The organism is Clostridium paridis, from assembly GCF_016765615.1.
Classification (GTDB): Bacteria; Bacillota; Clostridia; order Clostridiales; family Clostridiaceae; genus Clostridium_T; species Clostridium_T paridis.
Genome location: NZ_JAESWA010000022.1, coordinates 865,302 through 891,552 on the forward strand (window position 1 = coordinate 865,302; position 26,251 = coordinate 891,552).

Here is a 26,251-nt window from a genome sequence, read left to right on the forward strand (position 1 = left end):
CCTTTGAATTTAAATACAAATATTGCCATAAAAGCAAAAGCTTTTATGACAATATAAACTTATGCAAATAATGCAGTTACATTCTTTAATTCTTGACGAATTTTAATTGATTGCGGACAATGGCTTTCACATTTACCACATTCAACACAATTTATTGCTCTTTCCTCTGGCTTAACTGAACTATATCTAGCTTTTAGTTCTTTTTCAGTACCTGGAGTAACAAATAAACTATATTCGTTATAATAAGTGAAGTTCTTAGGTATATTTACGCCTTTTGGACATGGCATACAGTACTCACATGCAGTACAATTAACCTTCACTCTTTCTTTATATACATTTTTAACTTTATTCATTATTTCTAACTCTTTTTCTGATAAAGAGTTTGGAGCTGCATCACTAGCTGTTCTTATATTCTCATTGATATTATCCATATCATTCATTCCACTTAATACCACTGAAACTTCCGGGTGATTCCATACCCATCTTAGAGCCCACTCAGCTGGTGACCTTTTAACATCATATTCATCGAAGGCTTTCATTGCTTCTTCTGGTAGATTTTTAACTATCTTTCCACCTCTAAGCGGCTCCATAATAGCTACACCTAAGCCCTTACTAGCTGCATATTGCAAGCCTTCTTTACCTGCTTGATAATTTTCATCTAGATAGTTATATTGTATTTGGCAGAATGACCAATCATAATAATCAACGATATCTTTAAATACTTCTAGTTTATCATGGAAAGAAAATCCTGCATATCTTATTCTTCCATCTTTTATAGCAGAATCTAAGAATTCATCTATACCTAATTTCTTAAGATTTTCCCATACACCTGCATTAAGCGCATGAACCAAATAAAAATCTATTCTATCTGTTTGTAGACGCTCTAATTGAGCATTTAAATATTTATCCATATCTTCTCTAGTCTTTATTAACCAGCTAGGTAGCTTTGTTGCTAGATTTACTTTTTCTCTATACCCATCTTTAAGAGCTCTTCCCACGAATGGTTCACTCTCTCCTCCATTTCCCATTCCTGTACCGTGGTATGGGAATGCTGTATCAATATAATTTACTCCATTATCTATTGCGTGACGTATCATTTCAGTAGCTTTTTCTTCGTCTATTTTAGTACTATCTCCATTAATAATAGGCAGTCTCATACACCCAAATCCAAGCTCTGATACTTTTTCATTTGTTTTTCCATATGTTCTGTATAACAAAGTAATTCCCCCTCAAAAGTTATATTTCTTACTTATATGCTTTTAGCATAATTTCTATGGTCTCTTCAATTGATAATTTATATGGATCTAATTCAAATAGTCCACCCATTGTTTCTCTGGCATTTAGGGCTAGACTAGGAATTTCTTCTTTAGTAATATTATAACTTGACATTTTTAGTTCTCTTACACTACAATCTTCTTGTAACTTAACTAAAGCTTTTACAAAGGCCATAGGTCTTTCTTTTTCATTTATTGAATTAACATCAACACCCATAGCTCTCGCCATATTTACAAATCTTTCAGGAGATCTTTCCGCAAAAAATGTGTAATATGCCTCTGAAAGCATAATAAGTCCAGCTCCATGAGGAAGTTCTGGATGATTAGCACTTAGTGCATGTTCCATTGAATGCTCTGATGTACAGCTTGATGTAGATTCTACTAAACCCGAAATAGTATTTGCCAGAGCAACTTGTGTTCTAGCCTCTAAATCACTTCCATCCTTAACAGCCTTAGAAAGATATTTTGCTATTAATTCAATGCTTTTAAGTGCATATGCATCACTAATAGGTGTAGCTATATTAGCTATATATCCTTCAGTTGAGTGAAAAAGTGCATCAAATCCTTGATAAGCTGTAAGATTTGGTGGAACTGTAAGCATAAGTTCCGGATCTACTACTGATAGTGTAGGAAATGTATGTTCATTTCCAAAACCTATTTTTTCTTTAGTATCCTCCTTCGTTATAACTGTCCAAGGGTCTGCTTCAGTACCTGTTCCTGCAGTTGTTGTAATTGCAACAATAGGAAGTACATCTTCTTTAACAGGTAATCCTTTTCCTGAACCTCCCACAATATAATCCCAGTAGTCTCCAGGATTATTCACCATAACTGCTATGCTTTTTGCAGAGTCTATACTACTTCCTCCACCAAGTCCTATTATGAAATCACAGTTTTCCTTTTTAGCTAGAGCTGCCCCTTCCATAACATGACTCTTTATAGGATTAGGTAAAATCTTATCAAATAAAACATATTCAACTCTTTTCTCAGTAAGGATATTTTCCAGCCTGCTCAAATAGCCATACTTTTTTACTGATTTCCCTCCTGTGGTAACAATTAATGCCTTTTTTCCAGGCAAGTTCTCATTTAAAAGTTCATTTAATTTTCCTGCACCAAATAAAACTTTTGTTGGTATATGATAATTAAAATTCATCACAAAACCTCCTATTAATTAGCAAAAGTATATATATATAGTATATCATTTGGAATTTTTCCTACAAGACTGTACTTTATTGAAACATAGTATCCAATATGATACTGTGTTTCAGATGTTATAGGTTTTTTATAGGAAATCTAATTTATTCATACATAAATAAGTTATTAGTTGAAATTAAAGCCCTTAAACTTGCTAATTCATCTTAACTCCTATAAAATAGTTTTGATATTATATTTGTAGTATAATAATTTTAGTATAAAATGACTTTAGATATTATAAGGCTTTAAGATACAATAAAATTCATACTATTCTAGGAGGATACTTCATGGAAGAAAAAATAACTAAGTTGAAGGAAGCTACTTGTGAGATTGAAGTAACATTTGAAGTAATCGGTGGAAAATGGAAACCACTCATATTATGGTATTTAGGTGAAATTAACACTTTGCGTTTTGGACAACTAAAACATTTAATACCTGATATTACACATAAAATACTAACAAAACAATTAAGAGATCTTGAAGAAAATGGATTAATAGAACGAAAAGTTTATCCAGAAATTCCGCCTAAAGTAGAATATTCTATTACTGAAAATGGCAAAGAAGTTTTACCTATTCTTGAAATGATGTGCGATTGGGCTTATAAAAACAATTATTTTAATTATGATTTAAAATATGATTTATGCGGTGAAAATATAAAAAATACTTTATCATTATATGCCAATGATATTTAAGTCCCTATAAAGTAGAAAGATGTTACTAATAGCTTATATAAGCTATTAGTAACATCTTTTTTGCTATTTCTTTAAAACTAATTTTTTTTCGTTTTCAGAAAGAACTTCATTCATACTTCCTGTTCTATATCCTAACATATCTAGTGTTACATATGTGAAACCAATATTCTTAAATTCATTACCTATATTATCCATAACTTCTATACTAAAGAACTTTTCTCTCTCAGAAGGTTCTACTTCTATTCTTGCTATTTCTCCATGATGTCTAACTCTAACTTGCGTTATACCCATATCAAGCAGGAATTGCTCAGCCTTCTCAACCATCTTCAATTTATCTATAGTAATCTTGTTTCCATAGGGGAATCTTGAAGATAAACATGCAAAAGATGGTTTATTCCATGTAGGTAACTGAAGCTCTTTTGATAAATCTCTTATATCCTTTTTTGTAAGGTTAGCAAGCTTAAGAGGACTTACTACTTCAAGCTCTTTTGCTGCTTGCATTCCTGGTCTAAAATCTCCAGTATCATCAAGATTAGAACCATCAAAAACAAATTCAACTCCATTTTCTGAAGCTACCTCACCAATCTTAGTAAATAATTCTTTTTTACAATAATAACATCTATTTTTAGGATTACTTGCAAAGCCTTCTATATCCAATTCTTCTGAAGAAATTATAATATGCTTTACACCCATATCCTTTGCATACTTTATAGCTTCATTTAATTCTCTTTCAGGATAAGTTGATGAAGTCGCAGTAACTGCTACTAATTTATCTCCTAAAACTTCATGCGCTACCTTCATAAGAAAGGTACTATCAACACCTCCTGAAAAAGCTATTGCAGCGCTGCCATGTTCTTTTATTATATTTTTGAGCAATTCATATTTTTCTTTAAGTAGCATATTTTCTCCTCCTAATTTATATATATATGGCTTGTCTATTTTATAGGGTTTTAAGTTAAGTTTCCTATCAAAAACCCTATACATATCTATAGTATAATTAGACTCAATTATCTATACAAGAATGCACTTTATTGAAATATAGTATCCTAAATGATACTGTATTAAATCTTTACTTAACCTTTAGGTTAACACCACTTTTTTCCCCATATATTCATCTCATTAATTATATTTCTTAAGTCTTGTCCCTTCTCAGTCAATGAATATTCTACTGCTGGAGGGATAGTAGGATAAACCTTCCTTTGTACTACTCCACATTGTTCTAATTCTCTAAGTCTTAATGTTAATGTTTTAGGACTTATGTTATGCAGAGATTTCCTTAGTTCACCAAATCTTTTTGTCCCATCAAAAAGGTTTTTAATTACTAAAAATGACCACTTTCCATCTAAAACATTCAAAGCTTTTTCCACGCAACATATTGTATTATCATTGTTTTTAATTTCATCTCTCACACTAATTCACTCCTATAGTTCCTTTTAGGTAATCATATGTCATAAATGTAACCACTTCCAATTTTATAGTTATGGTGTTATACTTGTCAACATGAGAAATAATTTAATTGGAGGAATTTCAAATGAGTTTTTTTGAATTAGCTAAAAAAAGATATTCCGTAAGAAAATACGTGTCCAAAAGCGTAGAAGAAGAAAAGCTAACAAAAATATTAGAGGCTGGTAGAATCGCTCCTACAGCTGCTAACTTTCAACCTCAACGTTTAATCGTAGTTCAAAAAGAAGAAGGACTAACCAAACTAAAGAAAAGCGCAGATATTAAAGGTGCACCTTTAGCCATAATTATATGCTCAGACCACAATACTTCTTGGAAGAGAAGATATGATAATAAAGATACTGCTGACATAGATGCAAGTATAGTTACAACACACATGATGTTACAAGCTACTGAGCTAGGTTTAGGTTCAGTATGGATCTGTCACTTTGAACCTGATATTCTAAGAGAAGAGTTTAAATTACCAGATAATTTTGAGCCAATTAACATTTTAGCTATTGGATATGCATCACCTGAAGAAGATGCTTCTCAGAATGCTTCTCCAGATAGACATGATTCTAGGAGAAAACCCTTATCTGAAACAGTATTCTTTGAGACTCTTTAAAATAAAGAGGACTGTAAAAATGCACATGAGGCCTTTTTACAGTCCTTTATTTAGTTCAACTTAAAATATTTCTTGAATTTATCCATCCATTCCTTAGCAACTCTGGTGTCTGTCTTTTTTAGGTTCTCCACAAAGACTTCTAAAACATCTAACTTTTCTAATCCCTTCATTAGATGTCTTGGATATGATTTTTTTCTACTATAGCTATTTTTAGGATCAATAATTTTGATATTACCTTTCCCATCCACATAAACATCTCTACATCTAATATCTAGTTTTGTAAACTGCAATTTTTTAAATTCTTTTATAACCTTATATAATTCTTTAGTTAATTCTTTAGTTAATCCATTCTCTTTTATATATTTATCTAATCTAATACCTTCAACCAATTCACGAATTATATACTTATCTCCATGTTTTATTATCTTGGGAAAATATTTAGAGCCCTTAGCTCTCTTGAAAACTTGTGCCTCTTTTAAACATATTTTTTTATCATAAAATATTTTAATTATTTTTTTCCCTGGTAATAAATAAACAATTCCATTATGTCCTCTTCCTAAATATTCTCCCTCTTTAAGTAAATTCTCAACCTCATCATCTAGTTCCAAACTAACATCATACTTTTTATCCATACTATTATCCATAAAAATTACTTTATACCATAATATGCATTTAGAAATATTTTGCTATAAACTATGAAATATTTTCCGGGAAATAATTATAATATTTTTATTTATGATTATAGAGTATAGCATTAAACCTTCTATACTCTATAATTCACATTTAATATTCATGATATTTTATCATTGCTTAAATTCTGATGCATTAAATCTAATATCTGTTTTCTTATTATTACCTATTATTTTTATTACTTCCCACCATATTGATGATATTACACCTATGACTATAGCTAATAATAACATCTCAATTTCTAAACCCGAAGTTCTAAAAATTTCATTTAAAAATGGTATATACACTATTAAAAATATCATAATTAGTGCAAGACTATTAATAAGCAATCTTGCTTTACTTTGTTTTTCTTTAAATATATTAAATATACATTGAGTATTAGATCTATTTACTAGAACTAATATAACATTAGATACAATTAGAACTACCAACGCAAAACTTCTAGCATAATCTACATCAACCCCTAAATCCACCATGTAATGAAATGGAATAAAAGCTGCAGCAAACATTGATATGCCTTGCAATATAACTTTAAAGGTTAACATTTTAGTTAATAATGGCTCTTTGGGATCCCTTGGTGGCTTATCCATTATATTAGGTTCAGCCTCTTCCCCTTCAAAAATTATTGAACAAGTTGGATCAATTATAAGTTCGAGTAAAACAATGTGTACAGGTAATAAAATCTGTGGAAGATTAAATAAAGGTGAAAATAATGACAAACATATTATTGGTATATGGATAACCATAATATATACCATAGCTTTTCTGATATTATCAAATATCCTTCTTCCATCTTTTACAGAACTCACTATTGTTGTGAAATTGTCATCCATTAGTACCATATGAGCTGCCTCTTTTGCTACCTCTGTCCCTCTTTTTCCCATTGCTATACCTATGTCTGCAACCTTTAATGCAGGCGCATCATTAACCCCATCTCCAGTCATAGCCACTATTTCTCCTGATGCCTTCAATGCCTTAACAATCCTCATTTTATGCCCTGGAATAACTCTAGAAAATATATCGCAATTAGTTACTTCTTTGCATAACTCCTCATCACTCATATTATCTATCTCATTTCCAGTAATTGCTCTATCCTTAAATTGAAGTCCTATCTCATTTCCTATGGCCATAGCTGTTTTATTATAATCACCTGTTATCATTACAACTCTTATTCCAGCTTGCTTACATAGTTTAATTGCTTCTTTTACTCCTTCCTTCGGAGGATCTTGAAGTCCAATTAATCCTCTAAAGTTTAGCTCATACTTTTCAATATCTTGGTATAACTCCTTAGAGTCACAGTCACATATTGTAATAACCCTCAATCCCTTACTTGCCATGAAATCAACTTCTTTTAGGATTCTTTGTTTTTCTAATTCATTCATTTTGCATAGATGAAGTAATGCTTCATGGGAACCTTTTACTGCTACATAAAATCTATCATCTCTACTATAAATATTTGCCATTCTCTTGGTTTCTGAATTGAATGGAATATTTAACTCCAAATCAAAATTTTTAATGAAAGTATCTTTAATTCTTTCATTTGCAATTTTAATTATAGCCTTTTCCATTGGATCGTATGGATCCTTCTCACAAGCAAAAAGCATCAACCTGCTCAAATATTCATCCTTAAAATCATTAATATCAACATACTTTCCATCAAAAACACTTTTAACTTCCATATCATTTTTCGTGATTGTCCCAGTTTTATCAACTGCTAAAATGGTAGCTGAACCTAGAGTTTCAACTGCAGATATTTTTCTCATTAAAGCATTTTTTCGTGCTAAACGAAACGCTCCTAAGGAAAGAAATACTGTTAATACAACCGGAAATTCTTCTGGAATTATAGCCATTGCAAGAGTTATTCCTGCAAGTATACTTTTTATTATGTCATGGTTATAAAAATATGTCGCTATAATAAGTGTTATGCATAATATCAGCCCAACAATTGCCAAGTTCTTAACTAAGGTCTGTATCTTATTTTGCAATGGAGTAAGTTCTTCTTTTGTCTCACTTATAATTTTTGCTATCTTTCCATATTCAGTATTATACCCAGTTAACTCTACCTTTGCAGTGCATGTTCCAACCACTGAAAGAGTTCCAGCATATAATTTATCTTTCTTCCAATATTCTTCATTATCTTGCACATCTTTACTTATATTTTTAAATACTGGTTCAGCTTCTCCAGTAAGAATTGATTCATCTACAGAAAAGTTCGATACTTCTAAAATAGAACAGTCCGCCGGTATTCTATCCCCTTCACTTAATATGACAATATCTCCTGGTACTAGTTCAAAACTTTTTATTATTACTTTTTTCCCATCTCTAATTACTTTAACATCTGGCGCTGTTAATTCCTTTAAAGCATTTAAAGTTTTCTCTGTCTTCCATTCCTGAATAAATGTTATAGATGCTACGAATCCTACGAAAATAAGCATTATCAATGCTTCTTTAATATCTCCTAGGATAAGATATATTGTCGCAGTCCCAAGTAGAAGCAAAAACATAGGTTCCTTAAAAACTCCAATAAACTTTTTTATTGGGCTTGCTTTTTCATTATTAGTAACTTCATTTAGCCCATATTTATTTCTTAACTCTAAGACCTCTTTTGAAGATAATCCTCTCATACAATCATCCTTCATCATATCACCCCATAAGTTTTTCATTCTTACTTTAATATATGCTAATCACCATGATTTGTTTCAATTGATAATGAATTAATTATAAATATACGCTTTCAAGCTGATTATGTCAATATATTCCAAAGAATACTTATTTTCAATTGATAATAATAGTCTATAGTAAGAGTTAATATATTCCAATTAATAAACATTCCTTCTCCCTTAAAACTTATCTCAAAAACAAAAAAAGCGAAGGCACGCCTTCACTTTTTTATATAAATGCAATTTACTACTTAATTAAACTATTTCCTGTCATTTCTGCTGGTTTCTCTAAATCCATAACTTCAAGCATAGTTGGAGCTATATCTGAAAGTCTTCCGCCTTCTTTAAGTTCTCTTCCTTTAGCTTCATTACTAATCCAAAGGAATGGTACTGGATTTGTAGTATGAGCAGTAAATGGAGTTCCTGTTGAGAAATCAATCATAGTTTCAGCATTTCCATGGTCTGCAGTAATGAATACAGTACCATCCTTTTCTAAAACCTTAGACACTACTCTATCTAAACATGTATCTACAGTTTGAATTGCTTTTTCTGCTGCTTCAATAACTCCAGTATGACCTACCATATCAGGATTTGCATAGTTTAATATTATCATGTCATACTTATCTGAATCTAATCTATTTATTAGTTCATCAGTAACTTCGTAAGCACTCATTTCTGGTTTAAGATCATAAGTTGCAACCTTTGGTGAGTTTATAAGTGCTCTATCTTCATTTTCATATGGTTTTTCTACTCCACCATTGAAGAAGAATGTTACATGAGCATACTTTTCTGTTTCAGCAATTCTTAATTGATTTAATCCTTTGTTACTTACATATTCACCTAAAGTATTATTAATTCCTTCTGCTCTATATGCAACTTCTACACCTTCTAATGTTTTATCATATTGAGTCATAGTTACATATGTAAGATTAAGAGTTTCTCTCTTAAATCCTTCAAATACTTTATCATTTATAGCTCTAGTAATTTCTCTAGCTCTATCAGGTCTAAAGTTAAAGAATATAACTGAATCACCATCTTTAATTGTTCCAGTTGCATGACCTTCTTCTAAAACAACAGTTGGTAATACGAATTCATCAGTTTTGTTATCATGGTATGAATTTTCCATAGCTTCTACAGCTGAATTTGCAGTTTCACCTTTACCATTAACCATAGCATCATAAGCTAATTGAACTCTTTCCCATCTATTATCTCTATCCATAGCATAGTATCTTCCACTTATTGTAGCTACTTTCCCTATAGAATTTTCTTTCATATAATCTTCAATTTCTACAACAAAATCTTTTCCTGATGATGGTGCAACATCTCTTCCATCCATAAATGCATGTAGATATACTTTTGTTAAACCGTTATTCTTAGCTAATTTTAATAGTCCTTTTAAATGGTCTATGTGAGAGTGAACTCCACCATCTGATAATAAACCTAATAAATGTAATGATGAATTATTATCTTTTGCATTTTTAACAGCTTTTAATAACGCTTCATTTTTAAAGAAATTACCTTCTTCAATTTCTTTAGTTATTCTTGTTAATTCTTGATATATTATTCTTCCTGCACCTATATTTAAATGTCCTACTTCTGAATTTCCCATTTGACCAGTTGGTAACCCTACATCTAATCCTGATGCTTGGATTTGAGTATGAGGATACTCATTGAATAATCTATCATAATTTGGTTTGTTTGCAGCTTCAACAGCATTTCCATCTGACTTTGGAGCTATTCCAAAACCATCTAATATCATTAATAAAACGGGTTTCTTTGCCATAATTACCTCCAAAATAATACTTATTATTATAAAAAGAAACAGTCTTCTCTTTATTTTACTAGTTAATTATATTCTACCGCTAATAAAAAAACAATAGCAACAAACACTCTTTTAGCGTTGCTTATTGCTATTGCATAAATTTAAAATGGATTAGTAATTTACTATTGCAGCAAAGTCAGTAGCAACTAAACTAGCTCCACCTACTAAAGCACCATCTATATCAGATTGAGCCATTTGTGCTTTTATTGTATTAGGTTTAACAGATCCACCATATTGTATTCTAACTTTATCAGCAACTTCTTTTCCGAACATTTCTGCAACAACATTTCTTATAGCCATTATTGTTTCATTTGCTTGTTCGTCTGTAGCAGTTTTTCCAGTTCCTATAGCCCAGATTGGTTCGTAAGCTATAACAACTTTTTCTGCTAAATCAGTTGATAAACCTTCTAAATCAGCTTTAATTTGAGCTCCAACAACTGCATTAGTTGTTCCATTTTCTCTTTGCTCTAAAGATTCTCCACAGCAAAGTATTGGAATTAAATTGTGAGCAAATGCAGCTTTTACTTTTTTATTTAAAGCTTCATCAGTTTCATTGAAATATTCTCTTCTTTCACTATGTCCTAAAACAACATAGCTAACTCCCATAGCTTCTAACATTCTTGGAGCAATTTCTCCTGTGAAAGCACCTTTTTCTTCAAAGTGCATGTTTTGTGCAGCAACTTTTATGTTTGAACCTTCTACTGCTTTTAATACAGCATCTAAACAAACAAAAGTAGGGCATACTACTACATCACAAGTAGCATCCTTTACTAATGGTATTAATTCTTCTACAACTTTTACAGCTTCAGCTGGAGTGTAGTGCATTTTCCAGTTTCCTGCAATTATAGCTTTTCTCATTATTTTCACCTCATAAAAATTTGAATTAAGGTTTTTAGCTATATAATTTATATAAAGCTAAAAACCTTTAATGCATAATATTTAAAATTATTTATCGTTTAAAGCAACTATTCCTGGTAATTCTTTTCCTTCAAGGAATTCTAATGAAGCTCCACCGCCTGTAGAGATGTGAGTCATTTTATCACCAAATCCTAAGATATTAACAGCAGCAGCTGAGTCTCCTCCTCCGATTACTGTTGTTGCATCTGCATCTGCCATAGCTTTTGCAACTGCAATTGTTCCTTTGTTGAAGTTTTCGAATTCAAATACTCCCATTGGTCCATTCCAGATTACTGTCTTAGCATCTTTTACAGCTTCAGCATAAAGAGCATCTGTCTTTGGTCCTATATCTAATCCCATGTGTCCTTCTGGAATATTTTGATCTTCAGTAACAACAGCTTCAACATCTTTGAATTCTGTAGCAACTCTGTGGTCTACTGGTAATAAGAATTTAACTCCCTTTGCAGCAGCCTTTTCTATCATTTCTTTAGCATAGTCAACTCTATCAGCTTCAACTAAAGAAGTTCCGATTTCATATCCTTGAGCTTTTAAGAATGTATAAGCCATTCCTCCACCTATAATTAAAGTATCTACTTTTTCTAATAGGTTATTTATAACAGCTATTTTATCTGAAACCTTAGCTCCACCTAAAATTGCAACGAAAGGTCTTACTGGATTATTAACAGCTTCTCCTAAGAACTTTAATTCTTTTTGAATTAAATATCCACATACAGCTGTTTCAACAAACTCAGTTACTCCAACTGTTGAACAGTGAGCTCTGTGAGCTGTTCCAAATGCATCATTTACAAATACGTCAGCTAATGAAGCTAATTCTTTTGAGAATGTTTCTTCATTTTTAGTTTCTTCTTTTCTGCATCTTGTGTTTTCAAGTAATACAACATCACCGTCATTCATTTCAGCTACAGCTTTTTTAGCATTTACTCCAACAACTTCTTCATCTCTTGCGAAAACAACTTCTTTTCCTAACATTTCAGTTAACTTTACAGCAACTGGTGCTAATGATTTTGAAGCATCTTTTCCTAAATGTGAGCAAAGTATAACTTTAGCTCCATTTTCAACTAAATATTTTATTGTTGGAAGTGCTCCTGTTAATCTATTTATGTCAGTAATAACTCCATCTTTTAGTGGAACGTTAAAATCGCATCTAACTAGAACTCTTTTACCTTTTACTTGGATATCTTCAACAGTCTTTTTATTGTAACTCATATCTTCACCTCATAATATAATATTTGTTAAAAAAGGCCTGGCCTTATAGACTTTTAACTACAAAACCAGACCTCTTATAATTGTCTACGTTCTAAATATCTAATCTATTACTTAAATTATTTTGCAAGTTTAGCAAAGTAAGATAAAGTTCTGATTAATTGAGATGTGTATGACATTTCGTTATCATACCATGAAGCAACTTTAACCATTTGGTTATCTCCTACTTGGATGATCTTAGTTTGAGTTGCATCAAATAATGAACCGTAGCTGATTCCTATTACGTCAGAAGAAACTATTTCATCTTCAGTGTATCCGAAAGATTCAGTAGCAGCAGCTTTCATAGCAGCATTTATTTCTTCAACAGTTGTAGTTTTTCCAAGAATAACTACTAACTCAGTTAATGAACCAGTTATAGTTGGAACTCTTTGAGCGCCTCCATCTAATTTTCCTTTTAATTCAGGAATAACTAATCCTATAGCTTTAGCAGCTCCAGTTGAGTTAGGAATGATGCTTGCAGCAGCAGCTCTAGCTCTTCTTAAGTCACCTTTAGCGTGAGGACCATCTAATGTATTTTGGTCATTAGTGTATGCATGGATTGTAGTCATTGAACCATATTTTATTTCAAATTTGTCATTTAAAACTTTAGCCATTGGAGCTAAGCAGTTAGTAGTACATGAAGCACCAGAAATAACTGTTTCTGTTCCATCTAATATATCATGGTTAACATTGAATACAACTGTCTTCATATCTCCAGTTGCAGGAGCTGATATAACAACTTTCTTTGCACCAGCTTGGATATGAGCTTCAGCTTTTTCTTTAGAAGTAAAGAATCCAGTACATTCTAATACTATGTCTACTCCTAATTCTTTCCATGGTAAATCTGCAGGATTTCTTTGAGCAGTTATTTTAATTTCTTTTCCGTTTACAACGAAAGCGTCTTCCTTAACTGTTATTTCTCCATTGAATCTACCTTGAGCTGAATCATATTTGAATAAGTGTGCTAATGTTTTAGCATCAGTTAAATCGTTGATTGCAACAACCTCTAATTCTGAATGTTCCATCATCTTTCTTAATGCTAATCTACCTATTCTTCCAAATCCATTAATAGCTACTTTTGTCATTGAAAAAACCTCCTAAAAAGATATTTAATTATATAAAATATTCAAAAATATTTATATACACATTTAAGTTTGCTTAGTGAAAGTAATATTTATTCATTACTTTCAAAATATTTTATTATGTTTGTGGCAGCACCTTCATCAGTTACAAGTACTCCATATTCGTTTGTATTTTCTGTAGCTAAGATTGCTTCAACTTTATTTTTCCCACCAGCTACAGCAATATGAGTTCCTATTTTTTTAGCAACATCATAAGTAATTCCAATTGAGTTAGAAATAAAAACTACTTCTCCCTCTTTATTAAAATAACATCCAAAAGCTTCTCCTACTGCTTTTAAATCTCGTATTTCTTGCTTTTCAGCTTCAGTAAGACCTCTTTTTTCAGCCATTTCTTCTGCTATTCCTATTCCATATATAAGTACATTTGACTTATGAATACTATCAATAATTTCTTTTATTTCTCTTTCCTTTAAAAGTGTATCTAAAGCATTTCCACTTAAGTTATCTGGTACATGAAGCATCTTATAACTTCCATTTAGTTTATAAGCTAATTCTGCTGCTAAAGTACTAGCCTGAGTTTCTACTTTTTTACCCATACCGCCTCTAGCTGGAACTACCAATACATCATGAACATTCGACACCCTAGGAAAATTCTCTACCACCTCTTTAATGGTGCTTCCTCCTGTAATAGCAACTACATCTCTGCTTTTTATAATCTCTCTAGCGTAGTTTGCTGCTGCTTTACCTAACTCTTTAATAATAGAAGGATCAGCTTCTATATCTCCAGGTACTACAATTACTTTTCTTAGTCCAAGAATTTCACGTAACTTTTGTTCTACATCAGCCAAGCCTTTAATCTCATGAATAAAGTCCTTTAATTCTTCAACTACTTTTTCTCCCTGGGTGGTAACGCTCATTCCAGGAGTGCTTATTTGAATTAAATTTTGTGCTTTTAGAAAATTCACTTCTGTTCTTACTATTCTTTCGCTTAAGTTTAGCTTGTTTGCTAAAATTCTTCTTCCTATCGGTTGATAATAATATATGGTTCTCAAGATATTATATCTTTTTTCTAAGACATCAACTAACTCAGGAACAATATTTTTAAGCAATCTTAGAATATTCTGCAATGTCAACACTCCTTTGGTACACTAATGTCCCACTTGCAACTTTTACGTCCCACATCTATTATTATAAAACACTATAGTAATTTTTAAAAGACATTTTGTGAAATTTTTTCTAAAAAGTTATTATATTTACTTTACTTTTTCCTAATTTTAACTTAATATTAAAATCTTTTTCTCTTGCTTGAAGACTTTATTCCCATTTCTTCTCTATATTTTGCAACTGTTCTTCTTGATATATTAAACCCATTATTATTAAGCTCATTGCAAATATTCTGATCAGATAAAGGCTTTTCTTTACTTTCAGAATCAACGAGCTTTTTGATTTCATTTTTAATCTTTATTGTGTTAATATCCTCTTCCCCATTATCTCCAGCAATTCCTGTTGTAAATAAGTCTTTTATTTTTATAGTTCCTCTATCTATTAATATAAATTTATCTCTAATAGCTCTACTTACAGTTGATTCATGAACATCAAGAGCTTCTGATATCTCTTTTAATGTCATAGGCTTAAGGTAATTTTCCCCTTTATCAAAATACTCTTTTTGCTTTTCTAATATCTTTTCTAAAACTCTATATAAAGTGCTCTTTCTTTGCTCAATACTTTTAATTAAAAACATTGCTCCATTTATCTTTTGTTTAACATAATCTCTCGCTAAATTATCCTTTGATCCATTTAGTATCTCTTTATACATTGGGTTAATAGATAGCTTAGGTAGAACACCTTCATTCATTATGATAAAATATTCTCCATCAATTTTCCTTATTGTTGCATCAGGAATAATAAATTTCACTTCTTCCCCAGTATAAAAACCTCTAGAAGGTTTAGGCTCTAATGTCTTTATTATATCCCCATATTCTTGTGCCTCTTTTGGGGTTACATTAAGTGCCTTAGCTATTTGTGCATATCTATTCTCAGCAATATCCTCTAAATGTTCTTCAACAATTGTATAAAGTTTTTCATTTCCATATCCTCTCTTAGTAAGCTGGATTTCAAGACATTCTATGAGATTTCTTGCACCAATACCAGTAGGCTCTAAACTTTGTACAAGCTCCAACGCTTCCTCTCCAACTTCTTGAGAAATATTTAGTTCTTCCAAAATATCTTCAAGTGATATATCTAAGTAACCCCTAGCATCTAAACTCTCAATTATATACTTGCATATTGTTCTTTGGAATTCATCAATTGATAACTCCATAATTTGTTCTAACAAAAAATCCTTTAGTGTTTTTTCTGTAGAAATAAAAGTAAATGGAGACACTTCATCTTGGTCATAACTTCCGAAACTTTGGTTTCCATAGTTATCAAACTCAAAATACTTTATCATCTCTTTATAGTCGTACTTATCCTGCATCTTTACTTCTTCTAAATCCTTTTCATAATTTGCATCGATTACAGGATTTTCTGCATATTCTTTATTTATATATTCTAATAATTCATTTGATGACATTTGTAAGAGCTTAACGGATAATTGCATTTGCTGAGTCATTACAAGCTTCTGCTCTTGAGTTAATGTCATATTAAAATTCATATTCATGCCATCACCCTTATACTACATTTTATCTTTTATAGTTTAGTATCCTATTTACGTCATTATAAGTTTTTTATTGTTAACTTAAAACCCTGTAATCATTGTAACTTTAAACCCTTCAAAAAACAATAAAGTATTCATATTTTATTACATAGATTTTTTTATAGGAAACTTAATTTATTCTTGTTTGATATTAGTATTGAATAAATTATTAGTTGAACTTAAAAATCTAAAATAGATTAACCTTTAAATTCTCTTGCTTCATTAATACTCTTAGGAATCTTAATTATCTCAGTCATTATTTTATTTCTATAGCCTTCTACTTCATTTCTAATATTAGCAGGTATTATTTTAGGATTAGTAAATTCAAAATCTATTGCTAAATCTTTTATCCCCAAGGTTTTCATATTACTTACCCCGCTTTTAAAAGTCCCTGTAGCCAATTCTTTGCATGCATCATAAGTAACTTTGTCTATGTTTCTTATTAAGCTACCAAGGATTTGTGTGGAGTACTCAGGTAACTTTTTCCCCATGTTCACTCCTGTTGCAAAGACATATTTTTTTTCATCCTTTGCTGCCTTAAAGACACCTTCAGCTTCCTTGTCTAAGGTTTCAAATATAATATCACATCCTCTGTTATATAATTCTGTTGCATTATTATAAGCTTCATCTGTACTTAGTTCCTTTTGCCACATACGTGTATTTTGTCCATTTATTATTTTCTCTGCTGCAACTGGATTTGAGATTTTAAGTCCAGCTACTAAACCAGATAAATATTTATTTTCTTTTTCCTGATTGTTAAGTGAAATAAAGCCTACGCTATTAGTCTTAGTCAATCTCCCAGCTACCAAGCCCACTAAAAAAGCCCCTTCCTCATCCTTAAATTCAATAGACTTTACATTTTGATTATCACTTTTTCCATCAATTAGTGTAAAATACTTATCACTTAAATCTAGAGAAGCTCTATCTAAACTTTTTTTCATATTCGGTCCAACAGTCATAACTAATATACTGTCATTATATAATTTTTCTAGTTCTTTATAGTCAATTTCATTTGGGTTATTTTCTTTCACATTTATCTTTATATCAAATTCTTTGCTAGCTCTTATAAGACCATTATATGTACTTTCATTACGTCCATTATCCGTAATTATGTCATTTCCAGCTAGAAAACTAACTTGATTATTATTGTTAAAAGGTTCCATATAGATGTCATTATACCCCAAAAGGTTTGTTGACAATAATAGAAAGAGTGCAATTCTTTTCATTTCTCTACCTCCTTTTAACATTAGTTTTTCCACTATTCTTATTGTAATTCAAGCTGTAAATCTTGCAAAAAAATACATATTATAATGAAGTATTATAATATAGGCATTATAAATAACTATTTAAATGTACTCCCTCTATTTACCTATAATTTTTTATAGGTTTAATTGGATTCTAATGGGTTTTTTATAGGAAACTTAATTTATTCTTACATAAATAAATTATTAGTTGAACTTAAAACCCTATACTTCATAAAAACAAAAAAACTTGGCTTGTCCAAGTTTTTTCAGCTATTACATTTATTTATTTTTAGGGATAAAGAAAATTCCTGCTGCACCTGGTCCAGCATGTATTCCTACAGTACATCCAACTTCTGCTTTAATATACTCAATATTATTTTCATCTAGGTATTCTTTCAATTTATTATATACTTCATCCCCTGATGAATTTAATAATAGTAAAGGTTCCTCTTTATCTATTTCAGCACTTATTAAATCATCAATAATTTTCTTAATTACTTTTTTAGTTCCTCTAATCTTTTCCTTTACTACCATTTCTCCATTATTAACTTCTAATATAAGACGTATTCCTAAAACACTTCCAATCACACCTGCTGTTTTTGACAATCTACCGCCTTTTACTAAATGTTCTAATGATTCAAATGCCAATGAACTTTTAATTACTTGTTTCATTTTTTCTATTTCATCAACGATTTTTTCAATCTCCAATCCATCTTCTATAAGATTAGCTGCTTTAAGCACTAATAGCCCTAACCCTGATGTAACATTTTGTGAATCAATAACATATATATCATCACTTTCTAACATCTCTTTTGCTATGCAGGCAGATTGATAAGTTCCACTCATTTTTGATGATAGGTGAATAGATATAATCTTATATCCTTCACTTAAATATTTCTTATAACAATCATAAAATCTTTGTGGAGTTACTTGAGCTGTTGTTGGGAATATAGGCCCTTCCTTTACCCTTTGAAACAAAGTAGTTGTATCTATCTCAACTCCGTCTAAATAACTTTCTTCCCCAAAATTAATAAGCAGAGGTAATGACTCTATTTTTCTTTCTTCTAATATATCTTTAGATAAATCTGCTGTAGAATCCGTTATTATTTTAATTTTATCCATTAATAACTCTCCTTTACTTCATATTGGGGAAATTCAATTGTCTTAATGCTTCATATGCTACAATTGCAACAGTATTTGATAAGTTTAAACTTCTAGTGGATGTATTTATCATTGGAATTCTCATTCCGTGTACTTTATTATGAACTTCTTCTGGCACACCAGAAGTTTCTCTTCCAAACATGATAAAGTCTCCTTCTTGAAACTTTATTTCATCATAGTATTCTTGCGCGTGAGTTGTTGATAAGAAAATCCTTGATGTTCCGTATTTATCCATAAACGCATCAAAACTTTCGTGAATCTCTAAATCAAGATCCTTCCAATAATCTAATCCAGCCCTTCTTACACTTTTTTCGTCTATGGAGAACCCAAGTGGTTTTATTAAATGCAATTTAGCGTTTGTTAAAACACAAGTCCTAGCAATATTTCCAGTGTTTTGTGGAATCTCAGGCTGGTACAATACTATATTAATATTCAAACTTTTTCCCTCCATTTATGTTGATAATACTTTCACTATTATTTAGGTCAATCCTTACTAATAGATATAATAAGACTTTTAAAATTTTATATTTGTAAATAAAATACTAGAAATAATATTACACCATAACTAACTTATAGTCAAAATTCAATTTTATATTTTTTCCTCTAAAATAAACTTTCTAATAGCATATCCAACGCCACTATTATCATTATTAGTGGTTACAAAATCCGCTTTTTCTTTAATACTAGCAGATGCATTGCCCATTGCTACTCCTAGACCTGCATACTCAATCATGGAAATATCATTTTCATTGTCTCCAACGCATATAACTTCTTCTCTTTTTATTCCTAAATGTTCACTTAGAATTTTTACTCCGTTACCTTTTGAAACTTTCGCTGCATTAATTTCAATATTAAGTGGATATGAGCTAGTCACTTCTATATCAGGAATTTTTCTTAATTCCTCTTTAGCTCTTTTTATCTTTTTTAAGTTAAAACTAAATGTTATACATTTTAGTATTTCTTCTTCCTTTTCATTAAGTAACCTTTTCCACGCATCAATACCAACAATACTTTTTAGAGAAATTTTATAGTCTACTGGAATTCCTCTAGCAGAAAATAAATATCCCAGCAATTTTTGAAGTATACTTCCACTGTATATAGCATTACGAGTATGAAAATGAGGTGTAAGCTTATATTTTTTAAGTATATTAAGTATTTTTAGTGAAGTATCATATCCTATGACTCCTTTAAATATTTCTCCTCCATCCTTATCTATTATTATAGCTCCATTGGCTGCAATAATAGGTGCCTTTAAATCGATATAATCTGCATAAAAAGCAGCATTATTATATATTCTTCCTGTTGAAATTGCTACTACAACACCTTTTTCTTTAGCTTTTTTTATACTTTCTTTATTTTCATTACTTATCTTTTTTCTACTATTTAGCAATGTTCCATCCATATCTATGCATATAAGTTTATATTTCATCTAATTAATCCTTTCTTAAAAAGAAGAACTTTTTTATTAAATAGGTTATATTCCCATCTTTCTTCTTTAGATAGTTCTCAAAATAATCTACATATTCTTCTCCATTTACTAACTTAACTTCATTCCCATAATGTTCTAAATAAACTAATTGAATTAAATTTTTAAGCTTATTACTTAGAGTTACATCCTCTATTCTATCAATAAATTCTCCATAGGTTTCATAGCTTTCTTTAAGTATATTAATCGAACTCAAGCCTTTTTCATAATATAAAAATATTTTTTTTGCTGAAGTTTCTTCTCTAAGGAATTTATACTTTCTTTTTACCAGTACGATCCTTAGTGCAATCATAACTATTATAAGAATTCCAATAATCCTAAAGAATTTATCATTCTCTATTGTAACGTTATTTCTATTTGCTATATTAACTGAATTATTATCTTCACTTTTTTGTGATTTGGCTCTCTCCACTTTTCCTGATGCATTAACATTACTGCTATTACTTGTAGCAAAATTACTTATAGAATCTTTTTCACTAAATTCATACGCAGTGGGTGAAGCGTCTACCTCCTGCCATATATTATCTTGTTTTATTTTAGAGATATCTTCATCTAACTTATAGTTCACTTCACACCAAGCATGTGCATCCATATTAGTAACTATGTAGTTTCCATCATTATCTCTTTTATCTGAAAGTTTAAATCCTTCTACATACCTGGCAGGTACACCAGAAATTCTACACATCATTGTCATAGCAGTTGCAAAGTACTCACAATATCCTTTTTTTTCTGTAAAAAGAAAATAGTCTATGAAATCTTGTCCTTGTGGTACTTCTGATACATCTAAGGAGTACTCATAATTAGCCTCCAAATATTTTTTTATTGCCTCAACTTTATCTTTTGAGCTAATTTTATCTTTGGTGATATTTCTTACTAAATCAAAGGTTCTTAGAGTAACAGAATTAGGTATTTGCAAATAAAAATCTGGAACTTCACTGCTTATCTTGCCATCTGAAGCAATTTTCAACAACTTATTATCGATTATAGATTTTTCTATAAAGGAATCATCTAGAAATGTAACAGTATAAGGAGTGTTAGTTAAATTTTTAGAAAAAAATATATTACTAAACCCATCCTTATATATCCTTTGGTTACTTTCATCCTGAATATCTGTTGAATACTTTGGAGCGTAATAACTTTCATTTTTAATATTAGGAGATATTTTTACTTCTATAATTTTCCCGCCCAATTCTTTTATTTCCCTTACTAAATTATCACTACTAGTTTCCACATCATTTAAAACAATCTGTTGATGATTACTTACCCATCTATCCCCAATATAAGTATCTCTCACATTTCCCCTAAAATAATATTGCTTATTTATCTCACCTTGTAAAAAAGTAATTTTAAAAGCTTCCTTGTCATTCAATTTGAGCTTTCCACCTAATTTGTCTTGCGCTTGAGAAAAACCTGTTCTACCTTCACTATATCCTATAAAGCTCCCATCAGACGAATCATTATATTTAGTTTTATTTATAGATAAATTAGCTTTAATCTTGGTAGAGTATGCCCCAACTTTTCTGTATGGTAGTTTAGTTGATATTCCTATTAAAATAGCTATTAACCCTAGTGAAAATAGGATTAACTTCCACTTAGTGATTTTGTATTCTTCAAAGTCGTGACCCTCTTTTATAAGAAAGTGCTTTAAATTATTTGCACCAAATGTTAATAATATTGCTAACAGTAAAAATGGCATTGTATAAATTATTTCTTCTTTATAGCCTAGGAACCATAAAACAGCTACTATGGATAGATCTAAATATGTAAGAATTCCTAATGATCCTATCTTAGATAAATATGCTCCCCACATATATATAAATGGGACAATGGTTATTATAAAATATCTATATTCTTTAAAATCAGTAGATTTCCCACTGGATAAATTGCTGTTTATAATTTCAATAGAATTGTTCGCACCTCTAGAGATAAAGAAAATAAAAAACAAGCATCCAAATATAGCTATACTCATAGGAATTGTTATCCTATCTGATACTTCTTCTCCTAATACAGTCCATGTTAACAAAATTGATATGACTATGGTTCCAACTATATTTCCATAATCGATATTTTCAACTCTATAAGCACTTTTTAGTAAAAACAAAATATATACTACATTCAAGGATATCAGAAATAAATTTAATCTATGCTTTCTTATCCATTTCATAAAAATAATTACCTCGTAAAATATTAAATATTGATAATATTATCTTTGCTATATTTAGAAAAAGAGTAAAATAAACATTCATCAGCATGATACTTTTTTTCAATTTTACTTATATCTATATCTTCATAAAAAGGTACTATTATAATAGGAACCGTAACCAAACTTATATCGTCATTTAATAAATAATCATTTATATCCACGTCTCCAAAGCTAAAATTAGTTAGAAAATATTCTTCTAATAACTTTATACCTATGTAATCATGTATAAATAGATTTTTACTGTTCTTATTATTTATAAATAAATTAATTGAATATCCTTCACTAACTTTTTTAAATATATAATTAAATGCAAATTCGACTAATTCCTCTTCTTTTCTACCAGTAGGGTCAATGTCCATAATTTTTTTACTCATATCTAATATTAATATTTCTGATTTTCCTTGATTACATTCATATTCTTTAACATAAAGCTCTTGCCTTTTACAAAGCAATCTCCAATGTACCCTTTTCAAACTATCTCCTTGTCTATATTCCCTTAATTCCCTTAATTCATCCATACTATTAAAATTATATCCCTCATTCTTATGTATCTCCGGAATCTTATTATGGATTTCCCTTGTTTGAAGGTTTGTATTCCTTTTAACATAAACTTTTACTATGGATTTATAGTGTAGTTTAAACTTCATTTTTATTATTCCTAACGGATCTATAAGTGTGATATTTAATCTACCAAAATCATATATTCCTCTAATACATGGGACAATTTTATCTTGCAATTTTAATTCTCTCCAAAAAGAAAAAACATGTCCTTGATAGTTTTTCATAATATAACTTATTTCTTCATTTTCTATTTTTACAATTGGTAAATATAATGGAATTTTTGATTTTATCTCTGTTGTAATATTAATATTTTCTTCAGTAGATACCTCAAATTTATCTAATTCTATAGATAAATCCATAGCCTTATATATAACTGTAATATATGTTATGGAAAAGAAAAGAGCTAGTAGAAGCATATACAATATGCTTGAAAAAACAATCCCTCCCTCTATATACACTAAAAAAGCACTAATTATTATTAACAATAAATACTTTAAATCTATTTTGACCATGCTAAATTACCTTTGGTATAGCAACGCTATTTAATATATCTTTCATTATCTCATTAATATACTCTTCTTTATTTCTGCCACTATAGCTAGGTATAACTCTGTGATTAAAAACCAAAAAGATGTTTTCTTTAATATCTTCTGGTATAACGAATTCTCTTTCGTTTAGATAAGCACTTGCTTTAGCAATTTTTTGCAATGTTAGTGCTGCTCTTGTACTAACTCCTAGTAAAAGCCTATTATCTTCCCTTGTCTTATTAGCTATTGCTACTATGTATTTTATTATTTCTTCGTGAATGCTTATAGAATCAACTTCTTTAATTATTTCAAAGAATTGGCTTTTATTAATTACTTTCCGCGCTTCATCTAGTGGATTTAGATTATTTTGCATTTTAAGAATCTCCTCCTCACTTTCTTCTGTGGGATATCCTAAGGAAATTCTTATTGAAAATCTGTCCAATTGAGCTTGCGGAAGTATTGATGTACTTATATATTCTAATGGATTTTGTGTTGCAATAACAATAAATGGACTTTCTAACTTATAGCTATTTCTCCATTCAGTTATTTGTTTTTCTTCCATTGCTTCCAAGAGTGCACTTTGTGTTTTAGGGGAAGTTCTATTTAATTCATCTGCTAATAATATGTGTGAGAATATTGGTCCTTTTCTAAATTCAAACTCACCTGTATGTTGATTATAAATAGATACTCCTAATATATCACTGGGTAATAAATCTGGAGTACATTGTATTCTTGAAAAATTCAAATCCAAGCTTTTTGCTAAAGCTTTAACTAAGGTAGTTTTACCTAGTCCTGGCAAATCTTCAATAAGAATATGCCCTCCAGATATCACTCCTTTTAGCAAATCATTTATTTCCTTTTCCTTACCTAATATTACTTTATTTAAATTGCTTTTAATTTTTGTAACATAACTATAGTTCATATTATTTCTCCTATAACTCTAATTGCATATAAATATTTTAACATAATATTCCACAATAATAACCATCTTTAATTTTTACCATAAGAAAACTTTTATAAACAAATAAGGTTATAGCTAGTAAGTTAGTTTACTAGCTATAACCTTATGTTAATCACTAAAATATTAAGATGTTTTATTATCTGCTGGAGCCTTAGGTTGTTCCACCTTTTTAGTTCCTCTTTTTAAAACTCCATCAACCTTCCTATAGGTGTCTGTTGCAATAGTTTCTCTATTTATTTCCTTGCCACCTTGATAAGTTACTTGATAGCTTCTTACTTTATAACCTACTACAGGTTTTTTATCCCACTGAGTTTCTCCTTCTGGTAAAGTAGGGTCATCAACAGTAGTTGTTGTTGGTTGAATTGTTTCTAAGTTTTCTGCTACTAATTGATACGTTTTTCCTTGCATACTTTCAACATTTCCATATATATTAACATATACATTTCTACTTGCTGTGTAAGCTTCAACATAAACTGGGAAATCATAAGTATTTTTAAATTTATAATCCAATACTCCCCATACAACTGTCGCATCTAAACCAGGTTGAGAATAACTTGTTGGCATGGAATGATTTGTTCTTTCTACGGATCTTATGTTTGCAGCCATAACAGCTCTATAAAGAGTTGTTGAGACCTGACATATTCCTCCACCTAGACCATCTTCCACTTTATCTCCCACAAAAATTGCTGCATCTTTAAATCCTCTTGCGTAAGTTCTTTCTCCAACTGTTTCATTATAGCTAAAAGTATCACCCGGCATTAATAACTTACCATTAATATGACTTGTTGCTAATTCTACATTTGTAGACCTTCCGGGATTAGATGTAGCATAACTAGTTTGATATGATGACATTTTTCCAGTTATCTTAGAAAGCTGATCCTTTGTAATGGAAGGTTTGTCCTCTACAGTTGTCATAGCAATTTCTGTATCTTTACCAATCTCACCATTAATTGACTCTTTAAGTTTAGATGTCAACTCATCTTCATTGATCTTTACACCATTTTGTTCAGGTGTAATTGATATATTTCCATTACTTATAGAAATAGAGGCATCTTTTGCAGGTTTATTCATTTCACTAGTAACTTTTTGTTTAAAAGCATCTAATTTTTTTTCATCATATTTAAAATCTATAGATAAGTTCTTATTATTTTTACCATCAATCCATGCTTTTTTACCAAAAAAACTAGAATCCTTACCTACTGCTAATGCATCATTTGCAGTCTTTTCAACATCAAACTCAGTAGAAAGTTCTGAATAACCTAATGAAAAACTTGTATCATTGACCTTCAGGTTAATCTTTTTATCTTTAATTTTATCTACAAAATTATCTTTTAGAATTTGTAGTACTTGTTCTTTTGTTTTTCCAGATAAATCCACCCCTTGAACCTTAACCCCTGGGTATACTTGATCTGACCAGGATTTTATCTTGCTATTAGTAAATAATGCATAAGCTGAGGTTCCGGATAAAATTACGGCTATTATAACTAGTATTGGAACAACTACTTTTTTATTAATTCTAAATTTATTTTTCTTTGAGTCCTTTTTCATCATATTCTCCTCTCTACATACGCAAATCTATTATACTACAAATTACTTATACAATAAACTAATTTATTCTAACAAAAAGTTTATATTTTTCTTAAGAATTTTTACTTTAATATTAATAAATCTAAATAACTGTAGAAATTTGTAGTAAAATAAAAAGTGGATGTTTTTATAGGGTTTTAAGTTAAGTTTTCTATAAAAACCCTATAGTTACATCCACTTCAAAAATCAC

22 protein-coding genes are annotated in these 26,251 nt (G+C 30.1%); 2 read left to right on the top strand and 20 right to left on the bottom strand.

Annotated features, from left to right (window positions below; translation table 11 throughout):
- Positions 1-59: 59 nt before the first annotated feature.
- Both JK634_RS12020 and JK634_RS12025 read right to left on the bottom strand, forming a co-directional pair.
- Entirely contained in the window at positions 60-1,217 is a 1,158-nt protein-coding gene (locus JK634_RS12020) for an aldo/keto reductase (RefSeq protein ID WP_202767884.1), read from the bottom strand.
- Positions 1,218-1,245: 28 nt separating this feature from the next.
- Positions 1,246-2,424: an iron-containing alcohol dehydrogenase gene (locus JK634_RS12025; RefSeq protein WP_202767885.1), complete on the bottom strand. Its 1,179-nt coding sequence runs from the start codon at positions 2,422-2,424 to the stop codon at positions 1,246-1,248.
- 328 nt (positions 2,425-2,752) lie between these two features.
- Here JK634_RS12025 and JK634_RS12030 point away from each other — a divergent pair, with 328 nt between their 5' ends.
- Positions 2,753-3,157: a winged helix-turn-helix transcriptional regulator gene (locus JK634_RS12030; RefSeq protein ID WP_207753627.1), complete on the top strand. Its 405-nt coding sequence runs from the start codon at positions 2,753-2,755 to the stop codon at positions 3,155-3,157.
- A gap of 63 nt (positions 3,158-3,220) precedes the next feature.
- On the opposite strand, the gene larE is transcribed toward JK634_RS12030, so the two are convergent.
- Both larE and JK634_RS12040 read right to left on the bottom strand, forming a co-directional pair.
- Positions 3,221-4,057 carry an ATP-dependent sacrificial sulfur transferase LarE gene (gene larE, locus JK634_RS12035; RefSeq protein ID WP_202767886.1) on the bottom strand — a complete coding sequence of 279 codons (837 nt, stop codon included), beginning with the start codon at positions 4,055-4,057 and terminating at the stop codon, positions 3,221-3,223.
- Positions 4,058-4,242: 185 nt separating this feature from the next.
- On the bottom strand, positions 4,243-4,566 hold the full coding sequence (locus JK634_RS12040; protein WP_238882459.1) for a winged helix-turn-helix transcriptional regulator: 324 nt from the start codon (positions 4,564-4,566) through the stop codon (positions 4,243-4,245).
- 122 nt (positions 4,567-4,688) lie between these two features.
- Here JK634_RS12040 and JK634_RS12045 point away from each other — a divergent pair, with 122 nt between their 5' ends.
- Entirely contained in the window at positions 4,689-5,222 is a 534-nt protein-coding gene (locus tag JK634_RS12045) for a nitroreductase family protein (RefSeq protein WP_202767887.1), read from the top strand.
- 50 nt (positions 5,223-5,272) lie between these two features.
- Here JK634_RS12045 and JK634_RS12050 read toward each other — a convergent pair whose 3' ends face one another.
- The 16 genes from JK634_RS12050 to JK634_RS12125 all read right to left on the bottom strand — a co-directional run bounded on the left by JK634_RS12050 (position 5,273) and on the right by JK634_RS12125 (position 26,025).
- On the bottom strand, positions 5,273-5,854 hold the full coding sequence (locus tag JK634_RS12050) for a protein kinase (RefSeq protein WP_202768126.1): 582 nt from the start codon (positions 5,852-5,854) through the stop codon (positions 5,273-5,275).
- Positions 5,855-6,025: 171 nt separating this feature from the next.
- The gene (locus tag JK634_RS12055; RefSeq protein ID WP_243425598.1) at positions 6,026-8,575 is read right to left on the bottom strand and encodes a cation-translocating P-type ATPase; all 2,550 of its coding nucleotides are present in this window, start codon (positions 8,573-8,575) and stop codon (positions 6,026-6,028) included.
- 244 nt (positions 8,576-8,819) lie between these two features.
- The gene (gene gpmI, locus JK634_RS12060) at positions 8,820-10,355 is read right to left on the bottom strand and encodes a 2,3-bisphosphoglycerate-independent phosphoglycerate mutase (protein WP_202767888.1); all 1,536 of its coding nucleotides are present in this window, start codon (positions 10,353-10,355) and stop codon (positions 8,820-8,822) included.
- 150 nt (positions 10,356-10,505) lie between these two features.
- Positions 10,506-11,252 (bottom strand): triose-phosphate isomerase, encoded by a 747-nt coding sequence (gene tpiA / locus JK634_RS12065; protein WP_202767889.1) that lies wholly within the window; start codon positions 11,250-11,252, stop codon positions 10,506-10,508.
- 87 nt (positions 11,253-11,339) lie between these two features.
- Positions 11,340-12,518, bottom strand: coding sequence for a phosphoglycerate kinase (locus JK634_RS12070; RefSeq protein ID WP_202767890.1), 1,179 nt, complete (start codon positions 12,516-12,518; stop codon positions 11,340-11,342).
- A gap of 116 nt (positions 12,519-12,634) precedes the next feature.
- A complete protein-coding gene (gene gap, locus JK634_RS12075) occupies positions 12,635-13,639 on the bottom strand; it encodes a type I glyceraldehyde-3-phosphate dehydrogenase (RefSeq protein ID WP_202767891.1) in 1,005 nt (334 codons plus the stop codon).
- 89 nt (positions 13,640-13,728) lie between these two features.
- Positions 13,729-14,763, bottom strand: a complete 1,035-nt coding sequence (locus tag JK634_RS12080; protein ID WP_202767892.1) for a sugar-binding transcriptional regulator — start codon at positions 14,761-14,763, stop codon at positions 13,729-13,731.
- Positions 14,764-14,921: 158 nt separating this feature from the next.
- Positions 14,922-16,289, bottom strand: a complete 1,368-nt coding sequence (gene rpoN / locus JK634_RS12085; protein ID WP_202768128.1) for an RNA polymerase factor sigma-54 — start codon at positions 16,287-16,289, stop codon at positions 14,922-14,924.
- A 239-nt stretch (positions 16,290-16,528) separates the two neighbouring features.
- On the bottom strand, positions 16,529-17,557 hold the full coding sequence (locus JK634_RS12090) for a BMP family lipoprotein (protein ID WP_202767893.1): 1,029 nt from the start codon (positions 17,555-17,557) through the stop codon (positions 16,529-16,531).
- Between the two features lie 297 nt (positions 17,558-17,854).
- The gene (locus tag JK634_RS12095) at positions 17,855-18,697 is read right to left on the bottom strand and encodes a DegV family protein (RefSeq protein WP_202767894.1); all 843 of its coding nucleotides are present in this window, start codon (positions 18,695-18,697) and stop codon (positions 17,855-17,857) included.
- A 13-nt stretch (positions 18,698-18,710) separates the two neighbouring features.
- Positions 18,711-19,172 carry a tRNA (cytidine(34)-2'-O)-methyltransferase gene (locus tag JK634_RS12100; RefSeq protein ID WP_202767895.1) on the bottom strand — a complete coding sequence of 154 codons (462 nt, stop codon included), beginning with the start codon at positions 19,170-19,172 and terminating at the stop codon, positions 18,711-18,713.
- Positions 19,173-19,325: 153 nt separating this feature from the next.
- Entirely contained in the window at positions 19,326-20,165 is an 840-nt protein-coding gene (locus JK634_RS12105; RefSeq protein WP_202767896.1) for a Cof-type HAD-IIB family hydrolase, read from the bottom strand.
- Between the two features lie 4 nt (positions 20,166-20,169).
- Positions 20,170-22,386, bottom strand: a complete 2,217-nt coding sequence (locus JK634_RS12110) for a transglutaminase TgpA family protein (protein ID WP_202767897.1) — start codon at positions 22,384-22,386, stop codon at positions 20,170-20,172.
- A gap of 23 nt (positions 22,387-22,409) precedes the next feature.
- Positions 22,410-23,345, bottom strand: a complete 936-nt coding sequence (locus JK634_RS12115; RefSeq protein ID WP_202767898.1) for a DUF58 domain-containing protein — start codon at positions 23,343-23,345, stop codon at positions 22,410-22,412.
- 154 nt (positions 23,346-23,499) lie between these two features.
- Positions 23,500-24,435 (bottom strand): AAA family ATPase, encoded by a 936-nt coding sequence (locus tag JK634_RS12120; protein ID WP_202767899.1) that lies wholly within the window; start codon positions 24,433-24,435, stop codon positions 23,500-23,502.
- 162 nt (positions 24,436-24,597) lie between these two features.
- On the bottom strand, positions 24,598-26,025 hold the full coding sequence (locus JK634_RS12125) for a VanW family protein (protein ID WP_202767900.1): 1,428 nt from the start codon (positions 26,023-26,025) through the stop codon (positions 24,598-24,600).
- Positions 26,026-26,251: the final 226 nt, after the last annotated feature.

What these genes read in the sequence shown, in the direction of transcription:
- rpoN (WP_202768128.1), bottom strand. Translation starts at nt 16,289, where the DNA reads ATGAATTTTAATATGACATTAACTCAAGAGCAGAAGCTTGTAATGACT.
- JK634_RS12070 (WP_202767890.1), bottom strand. Translation starts at nt 12,518, where the DNA reads ATGAGTTACAATAAAAAGACTGTTGAAGATATCCAAGTAAAAGGTAAA.
- larE (WP_202767886.1), bottom strand. Translation starts at nt 4,057, where the DNA reads ATGCTACTTAAAGAAAAATATGAATTGCTCAAAAATATAATAAAAGAA.
- JK634_RS12025 (WP_202767885.1), bottom strand. Translation starts at nt 2,424, where the DNA reads ATGAATTTTAATTATCATATACCAACAAAAGTTTTATTTGGTGCAGGA.
- JK634_RS12030 (WP_207753627.1), top strand. Translation starts at nt 2,753, where the DNA reads ATGGAAGAAAAAATAACTAAGTTGAAGGAAGCTACTTGTGAGATTGAA.
- JK634_RS12055 (WP_243425598.1), bottom strand. Translation starts at nt 8,575, where the DNA reads ATGAAAAACTTATGGGGTGATATGATGAAGGATGATTGTATGAGAGGA.
- JK634_RS12125 (WP_202767900.1), bottom strand. Translation starts at nt 26,025, where the DNA reads ATGATGAAAAAGGACTCAAAGAAAAATAAATTTAGAATTAATAAAAAA.
- tpiA (WP_202767889.1), bottom strand. Translation starts at nt 11,252, where the DNA reads ATGAGAAAAGCTATAATTGCAGGAAACTGGAAAATGCACTACACTCCA.
- JK634_RS12105 (WP_202767896.1), bottom strand. Translation starts at nt 20,165, where the DNA reads ATGAAATATAAACTTATATGCATAGATATGGATGGAACATTGCTAAAT.
- JK634_RS12110 (WP_202767897.1), bottom strand. Translation starts at nt 22,386, where the DNA reads ATGAAATGGATAAGAAAGCATAGATTAAATTTATTTCTGATATCCTTG.
- JK634_RS12115 (WP_202767898.1), bottom strand. Translation starts at nt 23,345, where the DNA reads ATGGATTTATCTATAGAATTAGATAAATTTGAGGTATCTACTGAAGAA.
- JK634_RS12095 (WP_202767894.1), bottom strand. Translation starts at nt 18,697, where the DNA reads ATGGATAAAATTAAAATAATAACGGATTCTACAGCAGATTTATCTAAA.
- gap (WP_202767891.1), bottom strand. Translation starts at nt 13,639, where the DNA reads ATGACAAAAGTAGCTATTAATGGATTTGGAAGAATAGGTAGATTAGCA.
- gpmI (WP_202767888.1), bottom strand. Translation starts at nt 10,355, where the DNA reads ATGGCAAAGAAACCCGTTTTATTAATGATATTAGATGGTTTTGGAATA.
- JK634_RS12090 (WP_202767893.1), bottom strand. Translation starts at nt 17,557, where the DNA reads ATGAAAAGAATTGCACTCTTTCTATTATTGTCAACAAACCTTTTGGGG.
- JK634_RS12120 (WP_202767899.1), bottom strand. Translation starts at nt 24,435, where the DNA reads ATGAACTATAGTTATGTTACAAAAATTAAAAGCAATTTAAATAAAGTA.
- JK634_RS12045 (WP_202767887.1), top strand. Translation starts at nt 4,689, where the DNA reads ATGAGTTTTTTTGAATTAGCTAAAAAAAGATATTCCGTAAGAAAATAC.
- JK634_RS12050 (WP_202768126.1), bottom strand. Translation starts at nt 5,854, where the DNA reads ATGGATAAAAAGTATGATGTTAGTTTGGAACTAGATGATGAGGTTGAG.